This window comes from Variovorax paradoxus, from assembly GCF_030811855.1.
Classification (GTDB): domain Bacteria; phylum Pseudomonadota; class Gammaproteobacteria; order Burkholderiales; family Burkholderiaceae_C; genus Variovorax; species Variovorax paradoxus_L.
In genome coordinates this window covers 39767-64138 of sequence record NZ_JAUSRN010000016.1, presented here as the reverse complement: position 1 = coordinate 64138, position 24372 = coordinate 39767, and the positions used below count along the sequence as shown (strand labels likewise).

At 64.5% G+C, this 24372-nt stretch carries 23 protein-coding genes and 1 riboswitch; of the genes, 17 read left to right on the top strand and 6 right to left on the bottom strand.

Annotation, left to right across the window (positions count from 1 at the left end; genetic code table 11):
- Nucleotides 1-15: 15 nt before the first annotated feature.
- Nucleotides 16-132: riboswitch (glycine riboswitch) on the top strand.
- A gap of 89 nt (nt 133-221) precedes the next feature.
- From J2X92_RS24590 to J2X92_RS24575, 4 genes are all read left to right on the top strand, one after another.
- The gene (locus tag J2X92_RS24590) at nt 222-1553 is read left to right on the top strand and encodes a D-amino acid dehydrogenase (RefSeq protein ID WP_307579639.1); all 1332 of its coding nucleotides are present in this window, start codon (nt 222-224) and stop codon (nt 1551-1553) included.
- Nucleotides 1554-1824: 271 nt separating this feature from the next.
- A complete protein-coding gene (locus J2X92_RS24585; protein WP_307579638.1) occupies nt 1825-2760 on the top strand; it encodes a GDP-L-fucose synthase family protein in 936 nt (311 codons plus the stop codon).
- A 47-nt stretch (nt 2761-2807) separates the two neighbouring features.
- The gene (locus J2X92_RS24580) at nt 2808-4154 is read left to right on the top strand and encodes an FkbM family methyltransferase (RefSeq protein ID WP_307579636.1); all 1347 of its coding nucleotides are present in this window, start codon (nt 2808-2810) and stop codon (nt 4152-4154) included.
- 137 nt (nt 4155-4291) lie between these two features.
- Nucleotides 4292-6343, top strand: coding sequence for a glycosyltransferase family 4 protein (locus tag J2X92_RS24575; protein ID WP_307579634.1), 2052 nt, complete (start codon nt 4292-4294; stop codon nt 6341-6343).
- 201 nt (nt 6344-6544) lie between these two features.
- On the opposite strand, the gene J2X92_RS24570 is transcribed toward J2X92_RS24575, so the two are convergent.
- The 3 genes from J2X92_RS24570 to J2X92_RS24560 form a co-directional block, all read right to left on the bottom strand.
- Nucleotides 6545-7825, bottom strand: a complete 1281-nt coding sequence (locus J2X92_RS24570; RefSeq protein ID WP_307579633.1) for an FIST signal transduction protein — start codon at nt 7823-7825, stop codon at nt 6545-6547.
- Nucleotides 7826-7877: 52 nt separating this feature from the next.
- Nucleotides 7878-8612, bottom strand: coding sequence for a PhaM family polyhydroxyalkanoate granule multifunctional regulatory protein (locus J2X92_RS24565; protein WP_307579629.1), 735 nt, complete (start codon nt 8610-8612; stop codon nt 7878-7880).
- Nucleotides 8613-8713: 101 nt separating this feature from the next.
- Nucleotides 8714-10129: an aminotransferase-like domain-containing protein gene (locus J2X92_RS24560; protein ID WP_307579627.1), complete on the bottom strand. Its 1416-nt coding sequence runs from the start codon at nt 10127-10129 to the stop codon at nt 8714-8716.
- A gap of 96 nt (nt 10130-10225) precedes the next feature.
- Here J2X92_RS24560 and J2X92_RS24555 point away from each other — a divergent pair, with 96 nt between their 5' ends.
- The 10 genes from J2X92_RS24555 to J2X92_RS24510 are packed head-to-tail and all read left to right on the top strand — an operon-like array spanning nt 10226 to nt 18265.
- Nucleotides 10226-10825 carry a LysE family translocator gene (locus J2X92_RS24555; protein WP_307579625.1) on the top strand — a complete coding sequence of 200 codons (600 nt, stop codon included), beginning with the start codon at nt 10226-10228 and terminating at the stop codon, nt 10823-10825.
- Complete coding sequence (locus tag J2X92_RS24550) at nt 10822-11769, top strand: DMT family transporter (RefSeq protein ID WP_307579623.1); 948 nt, start codon at nt 10822-10824, stop codon at nt 11767-11769. The genes J2X92_RS24555 and J2X92_RS24550 overlap by 4 nt, the downstream gene beginning before the upstream one ends.
- Before the next feature lie 41 nt (nt 11770-11810).
- Nucleotides 11811-13013: an aminotransferase-like domain-containing protein gene (locus tag J2X92_RS24545; protein WP_307579621.1), complete on the top strand. Its 1203-nt coding sequence runs from the start codon at nt 11811-11813 to the stop codon at nt 13011-13013.
- A 22-nt stretch (nt 13014-13035) separates the two neighbouring features.
- Nucleotides 13036-13668, top strand: coding sequence for a DJ-1/PfpI family protein (locus J2X92_RS24540; protein ID WP_307579619.1), 633 nt, complete (start codon nt 13036-13038; stop codon nt 13666-13668).
- A gap of 22 nt (nt 13669-13690) precedes the next feature.
- A complete protein-coding gene (locus J2X92_RS24535) occupies nt 13691-14362 on the top strand; it encodes a LysE family translocator (RefSeq protein ID WP_307579617.1) in 672 nt (223 codons plus the stop codon).
- Between the two features lie 4 nt (nt 14363-14366).
- Complete coding sequence (locus J2X92_RS24530) at nt 14367-15008, top strand: glutathione S-transferase family protein (RefSeq protein ID WP_307579614.1); 642 nt, start codon at nt 14367-14369, stop codon at nt 15006-15008.
- A 5-nt stretch (nt 15009-15013) separates the two neighbouring features.
- Complete coding sequence (locus J2X92_RS24525; RefSeq protein ID WP_307579612.1) at nt 15014-15940, top strand: PhzF family phenazine biosynthesis protein; 927 nt, start codon at nt 15014-15016, stop codon at nt 15938-15940.
- Nucleotides 15941-15952: 12 nt separating this feature from the next.
- Nucleotides 15953-16645: a VOC family protein gene (locus J2X92_RS24520; protein WP_307579610.1), complete on the top strand. Its 693-nt coding sequence runs from the start codon at nt 15953-15955 to the stop codon at nt 16643-16645.
- 5 nt (nt 16646-16650) lie between these two features.
- The gene (locus J2X92_RS24515; RefSeq protein WP_307579608.1) at nt 16651-17283 is read left to right on the top strand and encodes a LysE family translocator; all 633 of its coding nucleotides are present in this window, start codon (nt 16651-16653) and stop codon (nt 17281-17283) included.
- Nucleotides 17284-17296: 13 nt separating this feature from the next.
- Nucleotides 17297-18265: a threonine dehydratase gene (locus tag J2X92_RS24510; protein ID WP_307579606.1), complete on the top strand. Its 969-nt coding sequence runs from the start codon at nt 17297-17299 to the stop codon at nt 18263-18265.
- 334 nt (nt 18266-18599) lie between these two features.
- Here the strand turns inward: J2X92_RS24510 and J2X92_RS24505 are convergent, their stop codons facing one another.
- The gene (locus J2X92_RS24505; RefSeq protein ID WP_307579604.1) at nt 18600-19427 is read right to left on the bottom strand and encodes a creatininase family protein; all 828 of its coding nucleotides are present in this window, start codon (nt 19425-19427) and stop codon (nt 18600-18602) included.
- Between the two features lie 80 nt (nt 19428-19507).
- On the opposite strand from J2X92_RS24505, the gene J2X92_RS24500 reads away from it, so the two are divergent.
- On the top strand, nt 19508-20305 hold the full coding sequence (locus J2X92_RS24500) for an SDR family oxidoreductase (protein ID WP_307579602.1): 798 nt from the start codon (nt 19508-19510) through the stop codon (nt 20303-20305).
- Here the strand turns inward: J2X92_RS24500 and J2X92_RS24495 are convergent.
- Nucleotides 20302-21210 (bottom strand): LysR family transcriptional regulator, encoded by a 909-nt coding sequence (locus J2X92_RS24495; protein ID WP_307579600.1) that lies wholly within the window; start codon nt 21208-21210, stop codon nt 20302-20304. The genes J2X92_RS24500 and J2X92_RS24495 overlap by 4 nt on opposite strands.
- An 86-nt stretch (nt 21211-21296) precedes the next feature.
- On the opposite strand from J2X92_RS24495, the gene J2X92_RS24490 reads away from it, so the two are divergent.
- Together J2X92_RS24490 and J2X92_RS24485 are read left to right on the top strand one after the other, a co-directional pair.
- The gene (locus J2X92_RS24490; protein WP_307579598.1) at nt 21297-22307 is read left to right on the top strand and encodes a zinc-binding alcohol dehydrogenase family protein; all 1011 of its coding nucleotides are present in this window, start codon (nt 21297-21299) and stop codon (nt 22305-22307) included.
- Nucleotides 22308-22331: 24 nt separating this feature from the next.
- Entirely contained in the window at nt 22332-22898 is a 567-nt protein-coding gene (locus tag J2X92_RS24485; protein ID WP_307579596.1) for a GNAT family N-acetyltransferase, read from the top strand.
- A gap of 15 nt (nt 22899-22913) precedes the next feature.
- On the opposite strand, the gene J2X92_RS24480 is transcribed toward J2X92_RS24485, so the two are convergent.
- Nucleotides 22914-24275, bottom strand: coding sequence for a PQQ-dependent sugar dehydrogenase (locus J2X92_RS24480; RefSeq protein WP_307579595.1), 1362 nt, complete (start codon nt 24273-24275; stop codon nt 22914-22916).
- Between the last annotated feature and the right edge of the window lie 97 nt (nt 24276-24372).

The following is a 24372-nucleotide window of genomic DNA, read 5'->3' as shown; positions in this document are numbered from 1 at the left end:
TGTACTGCATCAACTGACACGCCGTCTGGAGAGCCATCACCCACTGGAATGTGAGCGTGATGCACCGAAGGAGCAAACCCGCTGCGGGCGCAGCGGGTGAATCTCTCAGGTACCGAGGACAGGGGGAGCGGCAACTTGGACGTCGGTCGTCCGGTTGCTTGCTATTGAATCGGTAGCACACCCAGTCCGTCGTTCAGGTGCCTCACTCAAAGGTACTTGAAATGCGCGTGATCGTTCTTGGCGCCGGCTTGCTCGGCGTGACCTCGGCCTACTACCTCCAGCAACTCGGCCACGACGTGACCGTGATCGACCGGCAGGCCACGCCGGCGGCCGAAACCAGCTTTGCCAATGGCGGGCAGATCTCGGTGAGCCATGCCGAACCCTGGGCCAACCCGAGCGCACCGCTCAAGGTGCTGCAGTGGCTGGGCAAGGAAGATGCGCCGCTGCTCTTTCGCATCCGCGCGGACATGCGCCAGTGGCTCTGGGGCCTGCAGTTCTTGCGTGAATGCACCCCGGCGCGCACGCGCCACAACATCGAGCAGATCGTGCGCCTGGGCACCTACAGCCGCGACACGCTGCAGCAGCTGCGCGCCGACACCGGCCTCCAATACGACCAGCGCACTCAGGGCATCCTGCACTTCTACACGACGCAGAAGGAGTTCGACGGTGCCCTCGCGCCGGCCGAGCAGATGCGCGCCCTGGGCTGCGAGCGCCAGGTGATCTCGGCCGACGAGGCGGTGAAGATCGAACCGGCCCTGGCCCACATCCGTCCGAAGCTGGCCGGCGCCACCTACACGGCCGAGGACGAATCGGGCGACGCCAACCGCTTTGCGCGCGAGCTGGTCGCGCTGGCGAGGGCGGCCGGTGTGAAGTTCCTCATGAGCCACACGATCACTGCGCTGCGCGAAGCGGGCGGCAGCATCGATCACGTCGAAGCGACCGACGACGAAGGCCGCTTCCAGCGCATCCGGGGCGACGCCTTCGTGCTGGCGATGGGCTCGCTGAGCCCGATCGTTGCCGCGCCGTTGGGCATCCGGCTGCCGATCTATCCGGCCAAGGGCTATTCGGTGACCTTGCCGGTCCAGGACGCCTCGAAGGCGCATCAGGTCTCGCTGACCGACGACGAATACAAGCTGGTGTTCTCGCGCTACACGTCCGCCTCAGGCGACCGCCTGCGCATCGCCGGCACGGCCGAACTCAACGGCTACGACCGCGATCTGAACCGCCTGCGTTGCGAGGCCATCTTGCGGCGCGTCGAAGAGCTCTTCCCGGGCGCCGGCGACACCGCGCAGGCGCAGTTCTGGACCGGGCTGCGTCCTGCGACGCCGAGTAACGTGCCGCTGATCGGCAAGACGAAGCTGCCGAACCTATATCTGAACACCGGCCACGGCACGCTGGGCTGGACGCACGCTTGCGGCTCGGGCAAGTCGATTGCGCGCATTGTGAGCGGGCTTGCGCCGGAGGTGGATTTCGCGTTTACGGGCGTTGCGTCCGCGGAGCTCACGCAGATGAAACCCATCTTCCCACCGAGTTCATCCTTATTGAAACCTTGACGAGTCAGCCTGCCACGCGGCAAGGGCGATCTAAGCTGAAATTGATTTGTGGCGTGGGATTTGCTGGGCATTGGAACCCTCAACCTCACCGATGCCGGAGTGGCGCACATGGAGACCACCTTGGCCAAATTAATGACAATGGAAGACATTTTAATACTTAAGCATTCATTTAACCGGTCGATTAGAATTCCTTCACCGCTTTTCAGCTGCGCGGACCTCTTTTTCAGAGCAGTTATGCTCGCGGATCAACATCCATAGCCAGGGAGTAAAAATGAGCATCACAAATGATTCGATCCTAATTACAGGAGCCGGGGGCGTTATCGGCCGTGCCTTGCAGCATGAACTGGCATCCGCAGGCTATAAAAACGTAACCTCCGTAACAAGCAAAGAGGTCGATCTGACCGACCAACCGGCCACAGAACGCCTGTTCAACGCGACTAAGCCAAAGCTGGTTTTTCATCTCGCGGCCCGCGTGTGGGGAATCATGGGCAATCTGTCGAATAAAGGCATCGCCTATCTAGACAACATCAGAATCAATACAAATGTTGTGGAGTCTGCACGAATGTATGGCACAAAAAAAATTGTCGCCATGGGGTCTGCTGCCATCTATTCGGACATGGTCAAATTGCCGATGTCGGAAGACCAGATTTGGAATGGCCCACCGCATTACTCCGAGGCCGCGTATGCTCATACTAAACGCAGCATGCTGGCCCAATTGGAGGCCTACAAAGATCAGTACGGTCTGAATTTTGCCTACGGAATTTCTACCAACCTATTCGGTCCACATGACAAGTTCGATGAAAAATTCGGCCACGTCATTCCTTCGTTGATTTCCAAATTCTACAAAGGCCAGACTCACGGTGAATCGGTTTCAGTTTGGGGCACGGGAAAAGCAGAAAGAGATTTTCTCTTCAGCCACGATGCCGCTTTAGCGCTGCGCCTCCTCGCAGAGGAATATCAAGGTGCGATCAATCTCGCCACAGGCACCTCGGTAACGATTCGCGACACTGTCGACATGCTGCATAAAATTTCCGGATACACCGGGACAGTTGAATGGGATTCGACCAAACCCGACGGGCAGAAATTAAGAGAGTACGATATTTCTCGTCTTCAGGCCCTGGGCTTCAAACCAAGGCAGTCATTCGAACAGGCGCTTTCTCTGACCTATCACTGGTATAAGGAGAATTATTCCCGTGCGAGAAGGTGAACCGCTTTCAAGGCTTGCTTTCGCTCACTCGCACTCGGGATAAATGCATGACATTTGTTTCTTACGCGCAGAATTTCGAAGACGTCATGCTGTGGCGTGCGCTCTCAACGGTCAAGGATGGTTTCTATATCGATGTGGGCGCCTCCGAACCGATTGCCGATTCTGTGACCGCCGCTTTTTATGAGCGTGGTTGGTCTGGGATTAACATTGAGCCAATGGCTGGCGCCTACGCACGACTCGCTGCCGCTCGTAGCCGAGACATCAACCTTCAATTGGCCCTTGAGGAAAAATCAGGAGTCGCTTCGTATTTCTCCGTTGGAGAAGGCAATGGGATATCCACTGGCGTACCCGCACTTGGCAACAAGTACAAAAACGAAAACTGGGAGGTCGAGCGTGTCCCAGTGACCATCGGTACGCTGAGAGACGTTTGCGAAAAGCATGCCCAAGGTCGCGCCATTCATTTTCTCAAGGTCGACGTCGAAGGCAAGGAACGTGCTGTATTGCTTGGTGGAGACTTTGCAAGATTTCGCCCTTGGATCATTCTGGTGGAAGCAACGCTCCCCAACTCTCAGACTCCGACCCACCAAGAATGGGAAGATCTTCTTCTCTCCCAAAGATACACCTTTGTCTATTTTGACGGATTGAACAGATTCTACGTCGCCAATGAAAAACTGGATGAACTTGAAGCTTATTTTCACTCGCCTCCTAACTGGTTTGATCATTTCATGCGTGCCTCAGAAGCAACTGCCCTTCAAAAATCTGTAGAACTAGATTCCGGAAAGGTATTGCTCGAACGAAAACTCAGTGAGGTAACCTCTGAATTGGAAAAAACCGCGTCGGAGCTTAATGAAATGGATGCTGGCTGGCGCCTCGAGAAAACGGCGCGCGAACAACTGGAGCAGCGGCTCAAAGATGCTCAAACGGAGATTTCGGCCCTCGTCAAATCGGCTTCGGACCGAGCCGATTCTTGCAGCCGACTAGCGCAAAACTCCATGCAAGCGCAAGAGCAACTCGCAGTCGCCAAAAGCGAATTGGATCTGCTCCGTCAAATGCAGGATACGTTGACCAGCCAAATCGAGGCCTACTACCAAGAGGCCTTTGAGTCCTCGCGACATATCGCTTGGCTGAGCCATGAACGGGTGCAACTCAGCCATCGCCTGTCTCAGAGCGAAAATGCACAGCAAGCCTTGGCCGGGGCACATCAAGCCCTGGTGGGGTCACATCAAGCCTTGGTGGAGTCACAGCAGCAACGAGAAGAACTGCTTCGCAGTTTGGAATCCGAACTCCTAAGCCAAAGAGAGCAGCATGCATCCCGGCTGGACGAAGTATTTCGAACGCTCTCGTGGCGCATTACGCGACCGCTCCGAGCCATCAGACGCATGCTTCCCCGCTGAAAATGAATAATAGGAAGCAGCAATTGTTTTCGTCTGTTTGCGTCATCGGTCGATGCGCCTTTGAAACCGGAATCGGTCGGACCACCTACGCGGCGTGCGAGTTGCTGAGTAGGTTTCACGAAGTTTCCATATTCCCCGTGGAACCCAAACTTCGGGAGCTGAACGAAATCTTCCTGCCCAATGGAACGCGGATTCCTGTCTGCAAGAATCTTTCCGAGGTACAAGTCGCGTTTTATACCGATGTCCTGTGGAACGGCGCCCACGACTTCAATTACAAATTAATCCCCCCCGACGCATTGCGAATCGCCCATGTCGCATGGGATTCCGATGAATTTTTGCCACAATGGGTACAAGTCATGAACGAGCGATTGGATTTCGTGCTCTTCATGAATAAAACATTGGAAGACGTCGCGCGAAAATCGGGCGTTCAAATCGGCATCGGCACGTTGCCACTGGGCCTCGATCTCGAAGCCTTGCTAAGTCGCCCTTACAGGCCGCCACACAAGGCGAAAATTAAATTTCTTTCGGTCGCAGCCTTTCATTCCCGCAAAGGTGTGGAGACACTAGTCGATGCCTTTCTCCAGTCTTTCGGCGAAAACCCGGAAGCGGAACTGACAATTCACTCCAATCTGGCGATAGGACGGTACTTGGAGAGAATCCAGGAAAAGGTTCGTACGAGTTCCGCCAAGAACATAATCATCAGTGATCAAGCGTTGAGTGATCAGCAAAAAAATGACTTAATCGAAGCTTGCGACATCTTTGTCAATTGTTCCAAAGGCGAAGGATTTTCGATCGGGCCCCGCGAAGCGTTGGCGCTCGGAAAATCGCTGGTCATCACCGATGTGGGCGGCCATCGGGATCTTTACCCAACGCCTGGTGTTTTTGTTGTGCCAGCAGATATCGCAGTTCCGGCTCGTTATCCAGAGGTAGACAACTTGATCGCCGGCCGCCAATTTGGCGCGACTATCAAGGATGTCCGAGCACGCCTTGAGGAGAGTTTTCAGTTTGTTACGACAGGTCAGCCTGCTCGCACTGCACACGTACGCAAGGAATTAGCATCGGAATTCAGTTTTTCAACTCTGGCCAACGATTATGCGCGACTCGTTGATTTCGATTTACCGCACTTCCGACCACAAGCACTAGGATCAAAATATACGCGCTGGCCCGAGAAATTTGCGGAGCGCCAAGCTGCCAAATTGGGGGTGCGAAACCAACACCTCCCCCACATCGACAGAACAGTCGTTCAATCTCATGACGGGGGCTTTTTCTCCGTTTTCAATACCTTCATGAGCCATCTCGTCTGGGACCAACGCGAAACTCGGTGTCACATGGTTTTGCCCGATTGGAATGTCGCCCGCATGATGAAACGCCATGAGAACAAGCCATTCATCAGTTTTTGCTATGGCAAGCCGGATGATGGAAATATCTGGACAAAGTTGTTTCACCCCCTGTTCGGCCTCACCCCCGAGCAAATGGATGACCCGGCGTTTCTCTACGACAAAGGAAAGCTTCCCGACGCCCACTTTAATGATCATCGGGAACCTCAATTGACCTATGTGCATGCCTACAAGCTATACAAAAGCGGGCAGTTCCTCAGATTCCGGGAGCAATACAACTCGGTGCTGAAGCAGCATGTTCGCCTTCTGCCGAATTTTCAGGCAGAACTTGATGCCTTTGTCGAATCCAATTTTCGCCAAAGAAAATTCATGATCGCGGCCCATATCAAGCACCCGAGTCATGTGATAGAGCAGCCGGACGGCGCCATTGCGCATACGGAAAATTACGTCAATTCTATTCGCTTGGAATTGGAAAAACGCGGTATTGCCTTCTCATCCCCGGACTGGGGGATATTCCTCGCTACCGATCAGGATCGCGTGGTGGACCGCTTCAGGTCAGCATTCGGCGAGCGGGTGTTTTGCTACGACGACGTTCGTCGAACCAGAGAACACGAAGACGCCCGTTTCGACAGTTTAAGCAAGAGTGAACAAGGTGCCGAAGGTTTTCAGGTCCAGCACCTGGTGGCTGCAGATCAGTCCAATTGGTCAGTTCGGATGGCCTGGGAAGTCATCCGAGACGCGATGACAATGGCGAGATGTAATGCGCTGCTCCATATCGTCAGCAACGTGTCGACGGCCGTTTCTTACTTCAATCCAGACGTCGAACTCATCTTCTGTGCGCCTGAAGGCTAGACGCGCGTGCTGGTTTTGAGTTCGTTCGCTGTGTCGGCCGAAAAACGAAATCGTAATAGACCCGATGGGCGGGTGCCGCAAAGCCACGCCTACTAAATGGGCGCTGGTCAGCAGAGGTTCTCCGCGCGGCAGCGCCAATCGGTTAATTCTATGAAGGCAACCACAGTCGACCTCAGCGCAAGGAGTTAGAAACCTCGTCCGTCAATCCGCGGCGGTAAACACCGTCAGCACCCCCGTATACCCATACAGGTGGTGCCGGGCGATCTCGCCCGCGGCAAAGAAGCCGACCAAGGGCACGTCGCCCAGGGCGTGCCGCACGATCTGCAGTTCGGCGCCGGGCGCGCCGAAGTGCGGCCCGCCGCGGCCCGAGCAGCTGACATAAACGGCACCCGCGATGCGGCGCGCCGGATGCGGCGCGGCTTCGGCCTCTCCGGCCGCCACGGCGCGCGCGGTGGCCAGCGTCTGTTCCTCGGGTTCCAGCTCTTCGCGGATTTCCGCGCATATGCGCATCAGGTCGGCGCGCGCAGCCTGCGCATTGCGGCGGCAGAAGGTCAGGCGCATGCCGGCCTCGGCCACGTCGGCAATGGCGATGCCGCGGCGCGTGGGGTCCAATCCGATGATGTGGCGCACCAGCACGTCGGCGCCCAAGTCGCCGGTGCGGCGGATGCCGTCGCTGCCCGCATCGGCAAGGCCCACCAGGGTGGCGCGCACGGCGTCGATGGCTTCCTGCGGCCGCTCGAGCGACACCTGCAGGTCGGCCAGCAGCACGTCGAGCGCGGGTTCGCCGTCGAGCTTGAGCAGCAGATTGCCGTCGGCCTCAGTGATCTCGCGTTCGCGCCCGCCGCCCGAGCGCAGCGGCTGGCAGCCTTGAGTGACGCGCGAAACCAGCCGCACGCCCTCGCCGAACACCACGCCCGACAAGCCACCCGAGAACACACCGCCCGCCGCGCCATGCCCGCGGATGTTGCCGTTGCCGCCCACGGCGAACTGCAGCGCGCCCGCGCGGCCCGACGACAGTCCGCCGAACAGGTAGCCGGTGTCGGTGCGGCCGGCCATTTCGCCGATCAGCTCGGTCAGGTCGGGGGTCGCGGGGTCCGCATGCACCAGCGCCGTGTGGGCCTCGAAACCGCTCATCTCCGAATTACCCAGCGGCGCGACGCCGGAAAACACGCGGTATTGGTCGCTCGGCAGCGCGCAGAGCATCAGGCAGAGGCCGGGCTCGTCGAAATATTCAGCATTGTTGGCGGACACGCCGATGCCGACGGTGCCCGACCAGTCGGTGACCTCGGGAAGCTCGGCGCTCAGGTGGTCGAGGATGTCTTGCGCATCCGACGCGTAGTGGTCGGTGATGTAGAGCAACCCCAGGGTCGGCGACGACGCGTAGTCGGGCAGCGCCATCTGCGCCCGCAACTGGGCCAGCACGAGGCCGGCCGCCATGCGCCATTGCGGATGGGTGGCATGGCCGGAAGGAAACAACTTCATGATGCGTGCCAACCCGTTCTCTTCAAACAAAAATGCGTTCGTGTGTATGGCGTCAGCGCCGGCTGGCCGTTCGCTTTCGCGCGGCGCCGGGCGCCTTCTTCTTCGCGGCGGGCGTCGCTGCCGCCTTCTTGGCCGCAGGCTTGGAAGCCGCGGAGGCCGCCGGCTTGCCCATTGCCTTGTCTACCGCATCGACCACGGGCTGGGCCATGGCCGGCACCTTGAGCTGGGCTGCATCTTGCAGCGCCGAGCTGGCAATCTGCTGAAACTGCTCCGTCAGCGAGCCCCACCATTGCATCGGATCCACCACTCCGCCATTGCCGGTCGAAGTGCCAGTGGACGATGCCGGCTTGCTGCGCGCCTTCCTGGCGGGCGCCGCTGCTTCTGCCGGTGCTTCTTCCTCCGGCTCGGCTTCAGGCTCGGGCTCGACCGGCGCAGCGGCAGGCGCCACGGCGGCCGCCTGCTTGGTGAACGCGTTGGCGATATCTTCCATCCGCACGTTCATGCCGCGCAAGGTCGAAAGTGTCATCTTTTGCACTTCGAGCGCCTGGATGGTGGCCTTGAGCGCGTGCCCGTTCTGTTCGAGCCAGTACTGCACCGTCTTGAGCTCCTGGATGCGCTTGTCGACCTCTTCCACGCTCAGCGTGGGCGCCACCCAGCTTGCAAGCCCGGGCAACCCCGGCACTGCGCCGCCACCCGAACCACCGGCGGCACCGCCGGCAAGGTTCTTCAAAAAATCGAATCCAGGGACGAATTGGCTGAAATCGAAGGGCTGGCTGGCGTTGCTCATGCGGCGGTCTCCGGGTTGGGTTTTCTTGTGATGCCAGCTTACTCCAAGGCATCCCTCTTTTCGACCCGCGAACGCCCATGTCGTGCAAGGGCAAAGAACCGTCAAAGCTCCGCGCGCACCTTGCTGAACACTTTCCAGAATGCCGCGTCCTGCGAGGTCGCGAAGTTGATTCGCATCATCGTGCTCGGCGGCCGCCGCGCGTGGAACAGCGAACCCGGCGCCAGCAGGTAGCCCTGGTCGAGCATGCGCTGGGTGAGCGCATCGGTGTCCACACCCGTATCGACCCAGCCAAACAGGCCTGCCGGCTCCGACGCGAACGTGCAGCCGTGCGACATGGCGAGCTTCACCGCACGGCCACGCGCGCCGTCGAGCCGGATGCGTATGCGCTCGGCATGCCGCCGCAGTTGCCCCTGGTCGATGCACCATGAGAGCGCCCGCTCGAACAGCGTGGGCGTGGTGAGCGTGGCCAGCAGCTTGGTTTCGAGCAGCCGCTCTTTCAGTTCCGGCGATGCGGCCAGGAATCCGATGCGCCAGTTGGGCGCCAGGATCTTGGCAAAACCGCTGACGTAGATGGTGCGCTGCAGCCCATCGAGCGCACTGAGACGCGTGGCGTGCTCGGGCGCCAGGTGGCTGTAGGTGTCGTCCTCGACGATGTGAAAGTCATGCGCATTGGCCAGCTTGAGCACGCGGTGCGCACTGCCCGGCGTGAGGCTATAGCCGGTCGGGTTGTGCAGCACGCTCACGCTCACGAAGAGCTTGGGGCTGTGCAGCGCGCAGTACTGCGCCATCACCTCCAGGTCGGGCCCGTCGGCACGACGCGGCACCGGCAGGATGCGCATGCCCAGCGCCTCGAGTCGCGCGAACTCCAGCGCCCAGCCCGGCTCCTCCACCATCACCGGATCCCCCGCGCGCAGCAGCGTGCGGCTCACGATGTCCAGTGCATGCGTGGCGCCCACAGTCGTGACGATCTGGTCCGGTGCGGCGGGCACGTTGATGCCCATCAACTTGTTCGACAGGCTGCGGCGCAAGGCGGCATCGCCGGCGGGCTCCCCGTACTGGAGCGACAGCTCCTGCAGCGCCGCTGTACTGGTCATGCGACGTACCGCCGTCGGCATGAAGGTCGACGACATCCAGTCGGGCGGAAACACGCCCATCCCCGGCTGCGGCTTGTCGCTCGGCCGGTGAAACATGCTGCGGATGAGGGAACTGGCGTCGGCCGGCACCCGGGAGGCCATCATCTGGGCAACCATGGGCGCCGCGTTGGACGGGCGCTCCTCCTGCGCGGGCGCGGCATCGCGCACATAGAAGCCGCGCTGCCGGCGCGCCTCGACCAGGCCCTGGGCCAGCAACTGGTCGTAAGCCGCCACCACCGTGTAGGGGCTCACGCCCTGCTGGCGGGCGCATTCGCGTACCGAGGGGAGGCGCGCACCGGGCGGCAGAAGCCGCGTGCGGATGCGCTCGGCCAGCCGATCGGCCAATTGGCCGGTGAGCGACTGGGTGGAGGTTCGTGTCAGCATCGGCTTCTGTGTCGAAAGTCAGGCCAATACAGTTTTCGCATATGTTCGATCAACTGTATTGGAACTGTAATGGTCGCAAAGTTTAGAGTGTATGCAATGAACTGGCAAGAATTCACCGCCCTGCTGGTGCTGGCCACGGCGATGAGCTTCTCGCCCGGTCCCAACACCACTCTCTCGACTGCCCTTGCAGCCAACGGCGGACTGCCGCGCGCCATGCGCTTCGTGATGGCGGTGCCGGTCGGCTGGACGCTGCTGCTGGTTCTTTGCGCGGCCGGCATCGGCGCGCTGGTGGTGGCGGTGCCTTCGCTGCGCCTGGCCATCAAGGTTCTGGGCGTGGGCTACCTGCTGTGGCTGGCCTACAAGCTCAGCGGCAGTGCCACGCTGGGGCGTGCGGACAGTGCCAGCCTGAATATCGGCTTCGGCCAGGGCGTGATGCTTCAGTTCGTCAACATCAAGGCCTGGCTGCTCGCGCTCACGCTGGTGGCCGGCTGGATCGCGGGGCAGCCCGATGCTCTCGGCCGCTTCGCCATCGTCGCGCCGGTAATGCTGGTCTACGCCTTCGTCAGCAACTTCACCTATGCGCTGGCCGGCGCGCTGCTGCGCGAATGGCTCTCCAAGGGCAAGCGCCTGCTGTGGTTCAACCGTGCGATGGGGCTGGTGCTGGTGCTCACGGCGTGGTGGATGCTGAGCGTATGAGCCGAATCAAAGACGAGACTCTCGGCATGTGGCTCGGCGTGATCGGCGTGGCACTGTTCGCCATCACCTTGCCGATGACCCGGCTGGCCACTGGCACGCAGGGCGCCCCGCAGCTTTCGCCGTGGTTCGTCACGCTCGGGCGCGCCGCCTTGGCGGGCATTCTCTCGACCGTTTTCCTGCTTGCCACGCGCTCACCGCGGCCCGCACCGCACCAGTGGAAGCCGCTGGGCATGGCGGTGCTCGGCAACGTCATCGGCTACCCGCTGCTGCTGGCCTACGCATTGCGCGTGGTGACGGCGAGCCACGCGGCTGTCGTCACCGCGCTGCTGCCGCTCGTCACCGCGGCAGTCGCCGCCCTGGTGCTGCACCAGCGGGCGCGGCTCGGCTTCTGGCTGTGTGCCATCGCAGGCAGCGTGCTGGTCGTGCTGTTCTCGCTGCTGCGTGCCAGCCAGAACGGCCATGGCTTCGGTTTCGAATGGGCTGATCTGCTGCTGGTCGGTGCGGTCATCGCCGCTTCGTTCGGCTACATCTACGGCGCGCAGGTCACGCCGTCCCTCGGTGCCGAGCGCGTGATCTGCTGGGTTTGCGTGATGGCGCTGCCCGTCACCTTGCCGGCCACGTGGGCCCTGTGGCCACAGGAACCCATCGCCACGTCGGCCTGGTTGGGCTTCGTCTATGTCGGTGTGTTCTCGATGTGGATCGGCTTCTTCGCGTGGTACCGCGGCCTCGCAATGGGCGGCGCACTGCGCGTGAGCCAGACCCAGCTGCTGCAGCCCTTTCTCTCGATACTTGCCTCCATTCCGCTGCTGGGCGAGCCGCTCGACGTGGTCACACTGGGCTTTGCCATTGCCGTGGTCTGCACGGTGATGCTCGGCAAACGCCTTTCGCAGCCGCAGCCCGCTCATGCCGTTTCGCCACGCGCTGCGCGTGCCGAACAATCTTGAACAAATTCGCCTCTCACCTCACCCGCCTGAAAGAAGAACCCATGAACTGGAAACTCGCCGCCCGCGCCGCAAAAATGAACCCGTCGGTGCTGCGCGAAATCCTCAAGGTCACCGAGCGCCCCGGCATCATCAGCCTGGCCGGCGGCCTGCCCTCGCCCAAGACCTTCCCGATCCAGGCTTTTGCAGACGCCTGCGCCGAGGTGCTGCACAACGACGGCCAGGCGGCCCTGCAATACGCCGCGAGCGAAGGCTATGCGCCGCTGCGCCAGGCGGTGGCCGACATGCTGCCGTGGAACGTCGATCCCGCGCAGGTGCTCATCACCACCGGCTCGCAGCAGGGCCTCGATCTGGTGGCCAAAGTGCTGCTCGATCCCGGCAGCACCGTGCTGGTCGAAACGCCCACCTACCTCGGCGCGCTGCAGGCCTTCGGCCCGATGGAGCCGGTGCCGGTGAGCGTGGCAAGCGACAACGAGGGCGTCATCGTGGACGACCTGGTCGCAAAGTCGAAGGACGCCCGTTTCGTCTACCTGCTGCCCAACTTCCAGAACCCCACCGGCCGCACCATGACCGAAGAGCGCCGCGCCGCCGTGTCGGCCGCCGCTGCCGCGGCCGGCCTGCCGATCGTCGAAGACAACCCCTACGGCGAGCTGTGGTTCGACGAAGCCCCGCCGCTGCCGCTGACCGCGCGCAACCCTGAGGGCTGCATCTACCTGGGCTCGTTCTCGAAGGTGCTGGCCCCGGGCCTGCGCCTGGGCTTCCTGGTTGCGCCCAAGGCCATTTATCCGAAGCTGCTGCAGGCCAAGCAGGCGGTCGACCTGCACACGCCCATCTTCACGCAGCGCATGGTGTCGGCGGTGATGAAAGACAACTTTCTCGAGCGCCACGTGCCCACGATCCGCGCGCTCTACAAGCGCCAGCGCGACGCCATGATCGCGGCGCTCACGCGCGAGATGGCCGGGCTCGACGTGAAGTTCAACGTGCCCAAGGGCGGCATGTTCCTGTGGGCGCGCATGCCCGAGGGCATCGACACAGTGGCGCTGCTGCCCAAGGCGGTGGAACGCAACGTGGCCTTCGTGCCGGGCGCGCCCTTCTATGCAGGCCAGGGCGATCCGCGCACGCTGCGCCTGTCGTTCGTGACGGCCAGCGTCGAGGAAATCGACATCGCCATCGCCGCACTCGCCCTGACGCTGCGCGAAGAACTGGCGCTGCTTGGCGAACGCAAGCTCGCGCCCGAACCCGCCTGAGCCACTCCCCGAGGCAATCACGATGCACATCGCCATCCTCACTTTCGACGGCTTCAACGAGCTCGACTCGCTGATTGCGCTCGGGGTACTCAACCGCATCAAGAAGCCAGGTTGGCGCGTGACGCTGTCCGCCCCCAGCGCCACGGTTACCTCGATGAACGGCGTGACCGTGCATGCGAGCTCCACGCTCGAGGCGGCCACCGAGGCCGAGGCGGTGCTCGTCGGCAGCGGCATCCGCACGCGAGAGATTGCGGCCGATCCCGCCATCATGGGCGTGCTGCGCCGCCTCGACGCCAAGCGGCAACTGATCGGCGCGCAGTGCTCGGGCACGCTGCTGCTCGCCAAGCTGGGCCTGCTGGGCGCGGTGCCGGCGTGTACCGACCTGACGACCAAGCCCTGGGTGCAGGAAGCCGGCGTCGAGGTGCTCAACCAGCCTTTCTTCGCGCAAGGCAACGTCGCCACTGCCGGCGGCTGCCTGTCAGCGCCCTACCTCGCGGCCTGGCTCATTGCGCGCAGCGAAGGCATCGAGGCCGCGAAGAGCGCGCTGCACTACGTTGCGCCGGTCGGCGAGAAAGACGACTACGTGACACGCGCCATGCGCAACATCGAGCCCTACCTCCCGCCGGTTGCGGCAGCCACGGCCGCAGCTGCCTGAACGAAGCATTGCAAGGCACACCATGATCAGCCTCGCCACGCTCGCGCTCTTCCTGCTGGCCGTCCTCGCGCTGTTCCTGTCGCCCGGGCCGAACATGGCCTTCGTGCTCTCGCACGGCGTGGCCCATGGACCGCGCGGCGGTTTCGCGGCGGCGCTCGGCATCTCGTCGGCCGACCTGGTGCACACGCTCTTCGCCGCCACTGGCGTGACCGCGCTGGTGGCGGCATGGCCGCCCTACTTCGACCTGCTGCGCTATGCCGGCGCTCTGTACCTGCTGTGGCTCGCGTTTCAGGCGCTTCGCAGCAACGGCGGCCTCCCCGCGGGTGCGCGCGTGCAGCCGTCCGCCTTCGCGCGCATCGTGCGCATGGCGTTCCTCAACAACCTCGTCAATCCGAAGGCGCTGCTGTTCTTCATGGTGTTTCTGCCGCAGTTCGTCGACCCGGCGCGCGGCAGCGTGCCCTTGCAACTGGTGCAGCTCGGCGTCATGCTCTCGGCTGCCGCGCTTGCGTTCAACACGCTGCTCGGCGCATGCAGCGGGCAGGTCGGACGCTGGCTTCAGCGCCGTCCGGGGGCTGAAAGATTCCAGCGCGGCCTGCTGGCGCTGGTGATGGTCGGCCTGGCCATCCGCCTGCTGCTGCTCGACCGTCCTTCCGTGCCGTCCGCCTTGTCCGCCACACCTGTCCAAGGAAGCTGAACACATGCTCAACATCTGGGGCCGCATCAGTTCGATCAACGTGCGCAAAGTCGTCTGGTGCGCGCAGGAGCTGGGGCTCGACTTTCAACGCACCGAAGCCGGCGGCCGGTTCGGCGTGGTGCAGACGCCCGAGTACCTTTCGCTCAATCCGAACGCGCTGGTGCCCACCATCGACGACGGCGAAGGCAGCGAGCGCGTCACGCTGTGGGAATCGAACGTGATCGTGCGCTACCTGTGCGCCAAGCATTCGCACGGCAAGTTCTACCCGAGCGACCTGCCCGCGCGCTTCGATGCCGAGCGCTGGATGGACTGGCAGCAGACCACGCTCAACCGCGCGAGCCGCGACGCCTTCGTGCAGTGGGTGCGCACGGCGCCGGCCGACCGCGACTTCACGCTCATCGACGCTTCCGTCCATGCGAGCGAGTCTCTGTTCGCGATGCTCGACGCGCACCTTGCGCGGCAACCCTACATGGCCGGCGAGCGCTTCACGATGGCCGACATTCCCATCGGCTGCGAAGCCCACCGCTGGTTCGGCCTGCCGCCGGCCGAATACCAGCGCCCCAGCTGGCCGAACCTCGAACGCTGGTACGGCGAACTGATTTCCCGTCCGGGCACGCGCGGCGTGCTCGACCTTCCGCTCGAATGACACGCATGAAACCCCGCCCGTTCAAACAAGTCGACGTCTTCACCGCAACGCCTTACCTCGGCAATCCGCTTGCCGTGGTGCTCGACGGCGCAGGCCTCGACGACGCCGAGATGCAGCGCTTCGCGCAGTGGACCAACCTGTCCGAAACCACCTTCTTGCTGCCGCCGACCGACCCCACCGCCGACTACCGCGTGCGCATCTTCACGCCCGGCGGCGAGCTGCCTTTCGCGGGCCACCCGACCATCGGCAGCTGCCATGCCTGGCTGCAGGCCGGCGGCACGCCCAAGGCGGCGGGCCGCATCGTGCAGCAGTGCGCGGCCGGCCTCGTGCCCCTGCGCCATGAAGGCGAGCGGCTGGCTTTCTCTGCCCCGCCACTCAAGCGCAGTGCGCCCAGCCCCACGCTGCTGGCCAAGGTGGCGGGTGCGCTGGGCCTGAAGGCGCAGCAGATCGTCGCGGCCCAGGTGCTGGACAACGGTCCGGTCTGGTTCGGCCTGCTGCTCAGCGATGCCGACACCGTGCTCAGGCTCGTGCCCGACCACCGAATGCTCAAGGAGTTGGGCGTCAAGGCCGGCGTAGCGGGCGTGCCAGTGGCGGAGGGCTCATCGATGCTGATCGGGCGCTCGAACCGCGAGGCGCGCGCCTTCGGCGGCAAGGCCGCCATGGCCCAAGCCGACGACGGCCCGAAGATCGATCTCGAGGTGCGCGCTTTTGCAGCGCCGATCGGCGTCGAGGAGGACCCGGTCACCGGGAGCCTCAACGCCAGCCTCGCCGAATGGCTGATTGCGGACGGCCACATGCCCGAGCGCTACACCGCCGCGCAAGGCCAGTGCCTCGGACGCGCCGGGCGCGTGTCCATCGAGCGCGACGGCGACGGCAAGGTGTGGGTCGGCGGCGATGCCGTGACCTGCGTCGACGGCCAGGTGACGCTGTAAGAGGAGAACACCATGCGCGCGCAGCTCGACCACCTGGTGATCGCCGCCGCCTCGCTGTCCGAGGGCGTGGCGTGGTGCGAGGCAACTCTGGGCGTGACGCCGGGCGCCGGCGGTTCGCATCCGCTGATGGGCACGCACAACCGGCTGCTGAATATCGCGAGCGCGGCCTTTCCGCAGGCCTACCTCGAAATCATCGCCATCGAGCCCGGCAAGCAGCCGTCGCGGTCCGGCACCCACCGCTGGTTCGACCTCGACGATGCAATGCTGCAGATGGGCCTCTTGCGACGCGGGCCTCGGCTGGTGCACTTCGTGGCGCGCGTGCCAGATGCACACGCCGCGCTGCAGGCGCTGGCGCGCGACGAACACGCGCACATCGACCGCGGCCATTTGCTCGAGGCTTCGCGCGACACGCCCGCCGGCCGGCTCGAATGGCAGATCACGGTGCGCGACGACGGGCAGCGGCTTTTCTACGGCGCGCTGCCCACGCTGATCCAGTGGGGACCGGTGCACCCCACCGATGCCATGCCCGCCTCGGGGCTTTCGATGCGGTCGCTCCAGGCCACCCATCCACGCGCGGCCGACTTGGCTGCCGCGCTGTCCGCCATTGGCATGGCCGACATGGCCGTGCAGCCCGGCGCGCCAAATCTCGTAGCGGTGCTCGACACACCCCGCGGCCCCGTCACACTTCAGTCCGAAGGGCTCTGACCAACATGCTCAGCTTGACCGAAATCGCCTGGTTCGCGCTCGCCTCCGTGCTGCTCGCGCTCACGCCCGGTCCCAACATGATCTATTGCGTGTCGCGCACGCTGATCCAGGGTCGCCGCGCGGGGCTGGTCTCGCTCGGCGGCGTGATGATGGCTTTTCTCGCGCACCTGTTTGCGGCTGCGCTCGGGCTCACCGCGCTGCTGCTGGCAGTGCCGATCGCGTTCGACGTGATCCGGCTTGCCGGCGCGGCGTATCTGTTGTGGCTGGCATGGCAGGCGGTCAAGCCCGGCGGCAATGCGCCCTTCGAGGCGCGCGCTCTGCCTTCGGACCGGCCCGGCAAGTTGTTTCGCATGGGCTTTCTCACCAACCTGCTGAACCCGAAGGTCGCGATGTTCTACCTCTCGTTCTTTCCGCAGTTCATCCATCCCGAGCGCGGCTCGGTGCTGCTGCAGAGCATGCAGCTGGGCGTTGCGCAGATGGCGAGCAGTGCCGCGGTCAACACCGTCATGATCTTCGGCGCCGCTAGTATCACGGCCGTGCTGTCGCAAAGCGCCGGCTGGCTGCGGGCGCAGCGCTACGTGATGGGCAGCGTGCTCGCTGCGCTGGCGGTGCGTGTCGCGCTGACGGAACGCAAGTAGAAAGAAAACGCCCGTGAAGTTCACCCGCGAAGAAATCGAATCGGCGCAGCGCACGGTCGGCGCCGCCATGCCACCCACGCCCCAATACGCATGGCCGCTGCTTTCGCAGCGCCTGGGCAGTACGGTGTGGGCCAAGCACGAAAATCACACGCCAGCGGGTGCCTTCAAGATCCGCGGCGGACTGACCTATTTCGAGACCCTGGCGCGCGAGCAACCCGGCGTGCGCCGCGTCATCAGCGCCACGCGCGGCAACCACGGCCAATCGGTCGGCTTCGCGGCGCGGCGCCATGGGCTCGCGGCCACCATCGTGGTGCCGCATGGCAACTCGATCGAGAAGAATGCCGCCATGCGCGCCCTGGGCGTGCAGCTGGTCGAGCATGGCGACGATTTCCAGGCGGCTTCGGAGCACGCGGCCATGCTCGCCGAGCGCGACGGCATGCATCGCGTGCCGTCGTTCCACCGCGAGCTGGTGCGCGGTGTGTCCACCGCGTATGTCGAATTCTTCAGTGCGCTGAAAGACACGCCACCCGACGTGATGTTCGTGCCCATCGGCCTGGGCTCGGGTTTTGCCGCCGCGGCCGCCGCGCGGGCGCATTGCGGCGTATCGACCCGGCTCATCGGCGTGGTGTCGGCGCATGCCACGGCGTACCAGGATTCCTTTCGCGCGGGCCGGCCCGTCGAATCGCCGGTCAGCACGCGGCTGGCCGACGGCATGGCCTGCCGCACGCCGGTGCCCGAATCGGTCGAGGTGATCCTGCGCGAAGCCGACGACGTGATCGCCGTCAGCGACAACGAAGTTGCCGAGGCCATGCGCATTCTCTTCAGCGACACGCACAACGTGGCCGAAGGGGCGGGCGCCGCGGCGCTGGCGGGTGCGCTCCAGCAGCAGGAGCGCTGGCGCGGCAAGACGGTGGGCATCTGCGTGAGCGGCGGCAATGTCGATTCAGACATGTTCGCGGGGGTGCTGGGGCGGGTGGCTTGAAGATTTAGGAGTCCGTTTTTTTGGACGCGTGCTTTTGGCGCTGCTGTTCAGGGCGCGTGCAAAGGCCACCGGGTACTCCCCTCCGCGAATGTCCCCCGGGCTTCGCCCTCCTCCTTTATTTCGCTGCGCGGAGCACCCGATGCCCTGTGCACTGGGGCACGCTGCGGTTGTACCGCTAATCAACGACTGCTCTGAATCACGCTCCCGCTGGCGGGGCGCCTTGCGCAGCGAAATAAAGGAGGAGGCCGCAGGCCGGGGGACATTCGCGGAGAAAGGTACCCCGTCGGCGGGAGCGCCGCCCTGAACGGCGCACCAAACACTCAACGACCCAAAGCTACGGCAGCGGCCCCGTATGAGCCGTCTCCAACGGCAGCCGAGACACCTCCGCCAATAACAACGCGAGCTGCTCCGCAGCCGCATCGATTACAGCCTGCCCACGCACACCAGTCGCCGCGGCCGCATTGCCCGCTGCGCCTTGCGGGTTGTAATCCTCCATGGCCCATCCCAGCTTCGCGCTCTTGCCGTTGCCAAGAATCGCGTAGTCGGCCGCGCGCTGCTCGGAGGTGGAGCGGAAATTCTTCGCCTCGCCCATGCGCACCTGCTGCGGCGCAAGCGCCAGCATCATCGACGTTTCGATGTCGCCGGCATGCACGCCGAAGCGATGTTCGTCGGCGCCGAACTGCGCGCCCGCATCGCCCAGCGGCAGGTTGAACCAGCTCACGCTGTAGACGATGAGCCCGTGCGCCGCGCGCAGCTCGCGCGCCACGATGTCCATTGCGCCCACGTGCCCGCCGTGCGCGTTGAACAGCACCAGCTTCTTCACGCCGGCACGCGCCACCCCGGCGCCGATCTCGTTCCACATGCGGATCACGGTCTCGGCCGACAGCGTGAGCGTGCCCGCGAAGCGCGCGTGCTCGGGGCTCAGGCCGATCTGCTGCGTCGGCAGGAACAGTATCGGCAGCTTTGCCGGCAGCAGCGGCAGCGCCGCGGTCACGATGCCGTCGGCCAGCACCGTGTCCACGCCCAGCGGCAGATGGGGCCCGTGCTGTTCCGTCGCACCGAGTGGCAGTACTGCCACGGTGGCTGCCACATCAAGCGCCGCAAAGTCGCGCGTCGTCAGTTGAGACCAGTAGCGGGGCAGGGATACCGAAGATGCATTCATCCGCCGATCTTAGAGCGGTGATTCAATCCACGCGACCCGCGCGGCGCGGCCTTCTTTTCACGACTCAAGGACTCTCTCACATGGACCTCCAGCTCCAGGACCGGCACGTTCTCATTACCGGCGGCAGCAAGGGCATCGGCCTGGCCTGCGCGCTGGGCTTTCTGCGCGAGGGCGCGCGCGTGAGCCTCGTCTCGCGCGATCTGCAGAACTTGGAGCAGGGTCGCAAGACGCTGGTCGAAGCGTTTGCCGAAACCGTGGGTCGGGTCTCGGTGCACGCCGCCGACCTCAAGGACCCGGCAAGTGCGCTGGCCGCGCTCGATGCGGCCGAGCAGGCCTTCGGCCCCGTCGACGTGCTGGTCAACTCGGCCGGCGCCGCGCGCCGCACACCGCCCGACGAGCTGAACGCCGCCGCCTGGCACGACGCGATGGACGCCAAGTACTTCACCTACATCCACATGATCGATCCGGTCGTGAAGCGCATGGGCCAGCGCGGGAGCGGGGCCATCGTCAACGTCATTGGGCAGGGCGGAAAGGTTGCGAGTCCGGTCCACATGGCCGGCGGCGCGGCCAACGCGGCGCTGATGCTGGTAAGCGCCGGCATGGCCGCGGCCTACGCGGGCAAGGGAGTGCGCGTGAACGCAGTGAACCCCGGCCTCACGCTGACCGAGCGGCTGCAGGAAGGCATGAAGGCGGATGCGAAGCTGCAGGGCATCGGCAGCGACGAGGCGCTGCAGCGTGCCAAGGCGCGGCTCCCGCTCGGGCGCATCGCCGCGCCGGAAGAGATTGCCAATGCCGTCGTGTTCCTGGCATCGCCAAAGGCGAGCTACATCACCGGCGCCATCGTCGCAATGGACGGCGCCGTCACGCCCATGATCTAGGCGGTGGCGGTCAGCGCCTCGAACTTCAGCGCCAGAAAATCCACCAGCGCCCGCACGCGCGCCGGCACGAAGCGCCCGCTCGGCAGCAATGCATGCAGCGGATAGGGCTCGGTGTCCCACTCGGGCAGCAGGTGCACCAGCCGGCCGCTCTGGATGTCGCTGCGCACGTCGAGCGCCGACTTCAGCGTGATGCCGCGCCCCGCCACGGCCCAATCGCGCGCGAGCGAGGCGTCATCTACGCTGCGATCGCCCTTCACCCGCACTTCGGTCCACTGCCCGTTCTGCGCGAAGCGCCACGTGCGGTGCCGGCGCCCGCCGCGATCGAAGGTGAGGCAGTTGTGGTGCACCAGGTCTTGCGGCGTCTTTGGCGCGGCATGGCGGCGCAGGTAGTCGGGCGATGCGGTGAGCAGCGGATGGGTCAGGGCAAAGGGCCGCGCCACCAAGCGTGAATCGGCCAGCGCACCGTAGCGCAGCGCCACGTCGACCTCGTCGCGGGTCACGTCGAGCAGACGGTCGCCGACGGAAAGCGACAGCTGGACGCCGGGGTGCAGTTCGAGGAATTCGTCGAACCATGGCAGCAGCGTGCTGCGCGTGAGATCCGACGGAGCGGCCACGCGCAAGGTGCCGACCAGTTCGCCACGGTCGGCCATGACCAGCGACTCGCCTTCGTCGAGCAGCTCGAAGGCGCGCACCGCGTAATCGAGCAAGGTCTGGCCCTGCGACGTCAAGCGCATGGCGCGGGTCGAACGCTCGAACAGGCGCGCGCCGAGCTGCGTTTCCAGCCGTTTGAGAGTGGCGCTGGCTGCTGCCGGCGTCATGCCCAACGCATGGGCGGCGGCCGTGAGCGTGCCGCCGCGCGCGGTCTGCACCAGCACCTGCAGGTCCGACAGATTTTCAATCTTCATTTGAAAGTGTTGCTTATTCAGACGGGCTTATCAATTTTTGATTGCCATCCTACAGTGAGGCCATCCATTCAAGAAAGGTCTCCGACATGAAAGCCATCGGCTACTACCAAGCCCTCCCCATCGACAACCCGGAGTCGCTGCAGGACATCGAACTGCCCGCGCCCGTGGCCGGCCCGCGCGATCTGCTGGTGCGCGTGAAGGCGATCTCGGTGAACCCGGTCGACACCAAGGTGCGCAAGAACATGGCGCCCGAAGCCGGCCAGGCCAAGGTGCTGGGCTGGGATGCCGCTGGCACCGTCGAGGCAATTGGCGCGGGGGTGAAGAACTTCAAGGTCGGCGACCGCGTCTACTACGCTGGCTCGATCGTCCGGCCCGGCGCCAATTCGGAACTGCATGCGGTCGACGAGCGCATCGCGGCCTTGGCGCCCAAGAGCCTCGATGACGCGCAGGCCGCCGCACTGCCGCTCACCACCATCACCGCGTACGAGCTGCTGTTCGATCGCCTCAAGGTTCCGAAGAACGGCGGCGCGGGACAGACGCTGCTGGTCACCGGCGGGGCCGGCGGCGTGGGCTCCATCCTCATCCAGCTTGCGCGCCAGCTCACGCAGTTGCGCGTGGTGGCCACGGCCTCGCGGGCCGAGACGCGGGCCTGGTGCCTGGCGCTCGGCGCGCATGCGGTCATCGACCATTCGAAGCCGCTCGCGGCCGAACTCAAGGCCGCCGGCATCGGCGAGGTCGACATGGTCGCGAGCCTCACGCAGACCGGCCAGCACTACGCGCAGATCATCGAAAGCCTCAAGCCCCAGGGCCAGCTCGCGGTGATCGACGACCTGCCCTCGCTCGACGCGATGCCGCTCAAGACCAAGAGCATCTCGCTGCACTGGGAAATGATGTTCGCGCGCTCGCGCTTCGAAACGCCGGACATCGCCGAGCAGGGCGCGTTGCTGGCCGAGGTGGCGGCGCTGGTCGATGCGGGCCGCATCCGCACGACCGCCAACGCAAGCTTCGGCACCATCAACGCGGCCAACCTCAGGAAGGCGCATGCGCTGATCGAAAGCGGCACGGCGCAGGGCAAGGTGGTGCTCGCGGGGTTCTGAGCACTTCTGCGCACAATCGGCCGCATGGCCGAAACCATCATTCAACCGCCGATCGAATTCGAGACCCCGCGTCTTCGGTTGCGGCAGTGGCGCGAGGGCGATCTCGCGCCCTTTGCCGCGCTCGCCTCCGACCCGGAAGTCATGGCGTTCCTGCTGCCGCTTCCCACTCGGGCCGACAGCGATGGGCTGGCGGCAAGTCTCAAGGCACGCATCGCCGCCAACGGCTGGGGCTTATGGGCCGTCGAGCACAAGGATTCGGGCGAGTTCGCGGGCTTCACTGGGCTCAACGCGCCGCTGGCCGCGCTGCCCTTTTCACCATGCGTGGAGATCGGCTGGCGCTTCGCACGCCGGTGGTGGGGCCAAGGCCTTGCGACCGAGGCGGCGCGGGGCGCGCTGCAGGTCGGCTTCGAGCGGCTCGGGCTCGACGAAATCGTGGCGTTCACGGCGCTTGGCAATGTGCGCTCGGCGGCTGTGATGGAACGTATCGGCATGCATGAAGACTTGCCCGGCGCTTTCGAGCACCCGAGCGTGCCCGAGGGGCACCCGCTGCGCCGGCACCGGCTGTTCCGGATCGGCCGCCCGCAGCGCTAGAGACTGGCGGGGCGTCTACTGCGGCTTTGCGCGCGACACGCGCCAGACCACGTTGCCCACGTCGTCGGCCACCAGCAGCGCGCCGTTCTTGTCGAGCGCAACGCCCACCGGACGGCCCTGGGCCTTTTCGTCCGCGGTGAGGAAACCGGTCAGCACATCGACCGGCGGTCCAACCGGCTGACCGCCGACGAATGGCACGAACACCACCTTGTAGCCCGACTTGGGCTTGCGGTTCCACGAGCCGTGCTCGCCGATGAAGGCGCCGCTCGCAAACTCGGGCGGCATGCCGCGCGCATCGGAGAAGGCGAGCCCCAGCGGCGCGACGTGCGAGCCTAGCGCGTAGTCGGGCACGACTGACTTGGCCACCATGTCGGGCTTTTGCGGCGTGACGCGAGAGTCGACGTGATTGCCGTAGTAGCTCCAGGGCCAACCGTAGAAAGCACCGTCTTTGACGGAGGTCAGGTAGTCGGGCACGAGGTCGCTGCCGATTTCGTCACGCTCGTTGACCACGGCCCAAAGCGCTTTGGTCTCGGGGTGCCAGGCCAGACCGTTGGGGTTGCGCAGGCCGCTCGCGAACAGGCGCTTCTCGCCGCTCTTCACGTCGACCTCCCAGATGGCGGCGCGGCCTTCTTCGGCCGCGAGCCCGTTCTCGCCGATGTTGCTGTTGGAGCCGACCGTGACGTAGAGCTTGGTGCCGTCCGGGTTGGCGATCACGTTCTTGGTCCAGTGGTGGTTGATGCCCGCGGGCAGCGGCGTGACCACGGTGGGCGCGGCGCTGGCCGAGGTCTGCCCTTCGGTGTAGGGCACCTTGACGAGCGCGTCGGCGTTGGCGATGAAGAGCTCGTTGCCCACCAGCGCCATGCCGAAGGGAGAACTCAGGTTCGAGAGGAAAACGTGCCGCACCTCGGCCGCACCGTCTCCGTCGGCATCGCGCAGCAGCGTGATGCGATTGGGGCTGGGCACGCCCGCGCCAGCGCGGCTCATGACCTTGCCCATGACCCAGTCGCGGATCTTGGCCATGGGGCCGCTGCCCCCGTCGGTGGTGCCCTCGGGCTTTGGCGGCTTGTTGCTTTCGGCCACCAGCACGTCCCCGTTGGGCAGGGTGTAGACCCAGCGCGGATGGTCCAGTCCGCGCGCCAGCGCATTCACGCGCAAGCCGTCGGCGGCTTTGGGCCCGGCGGTGTCGGACCAGCCGACCGCGGTGGCGACGTTGACGGTGGGAATCACGGTCTTGTGGGGCTCGGCCAGTCGGGGCCTCGGCCCGATGGTGGCTTCGGGCGCCAGCTTGGCGGCTTCGCCGCAACCAGTCAGCGCCAGAGCGGCTGCCACGGCGGCCATGGAGACCAGGGAAGAAACAGCGATGCTCGGGACCTTCATTCGCTCTCCTCGGTTTGTCGCGGCTTGCAGGCCGCTTTGACACAGATCATGCGGGCGGCGCTGCGATGGGCTGTCGGTCATGGGCGCTTTTTGGCGT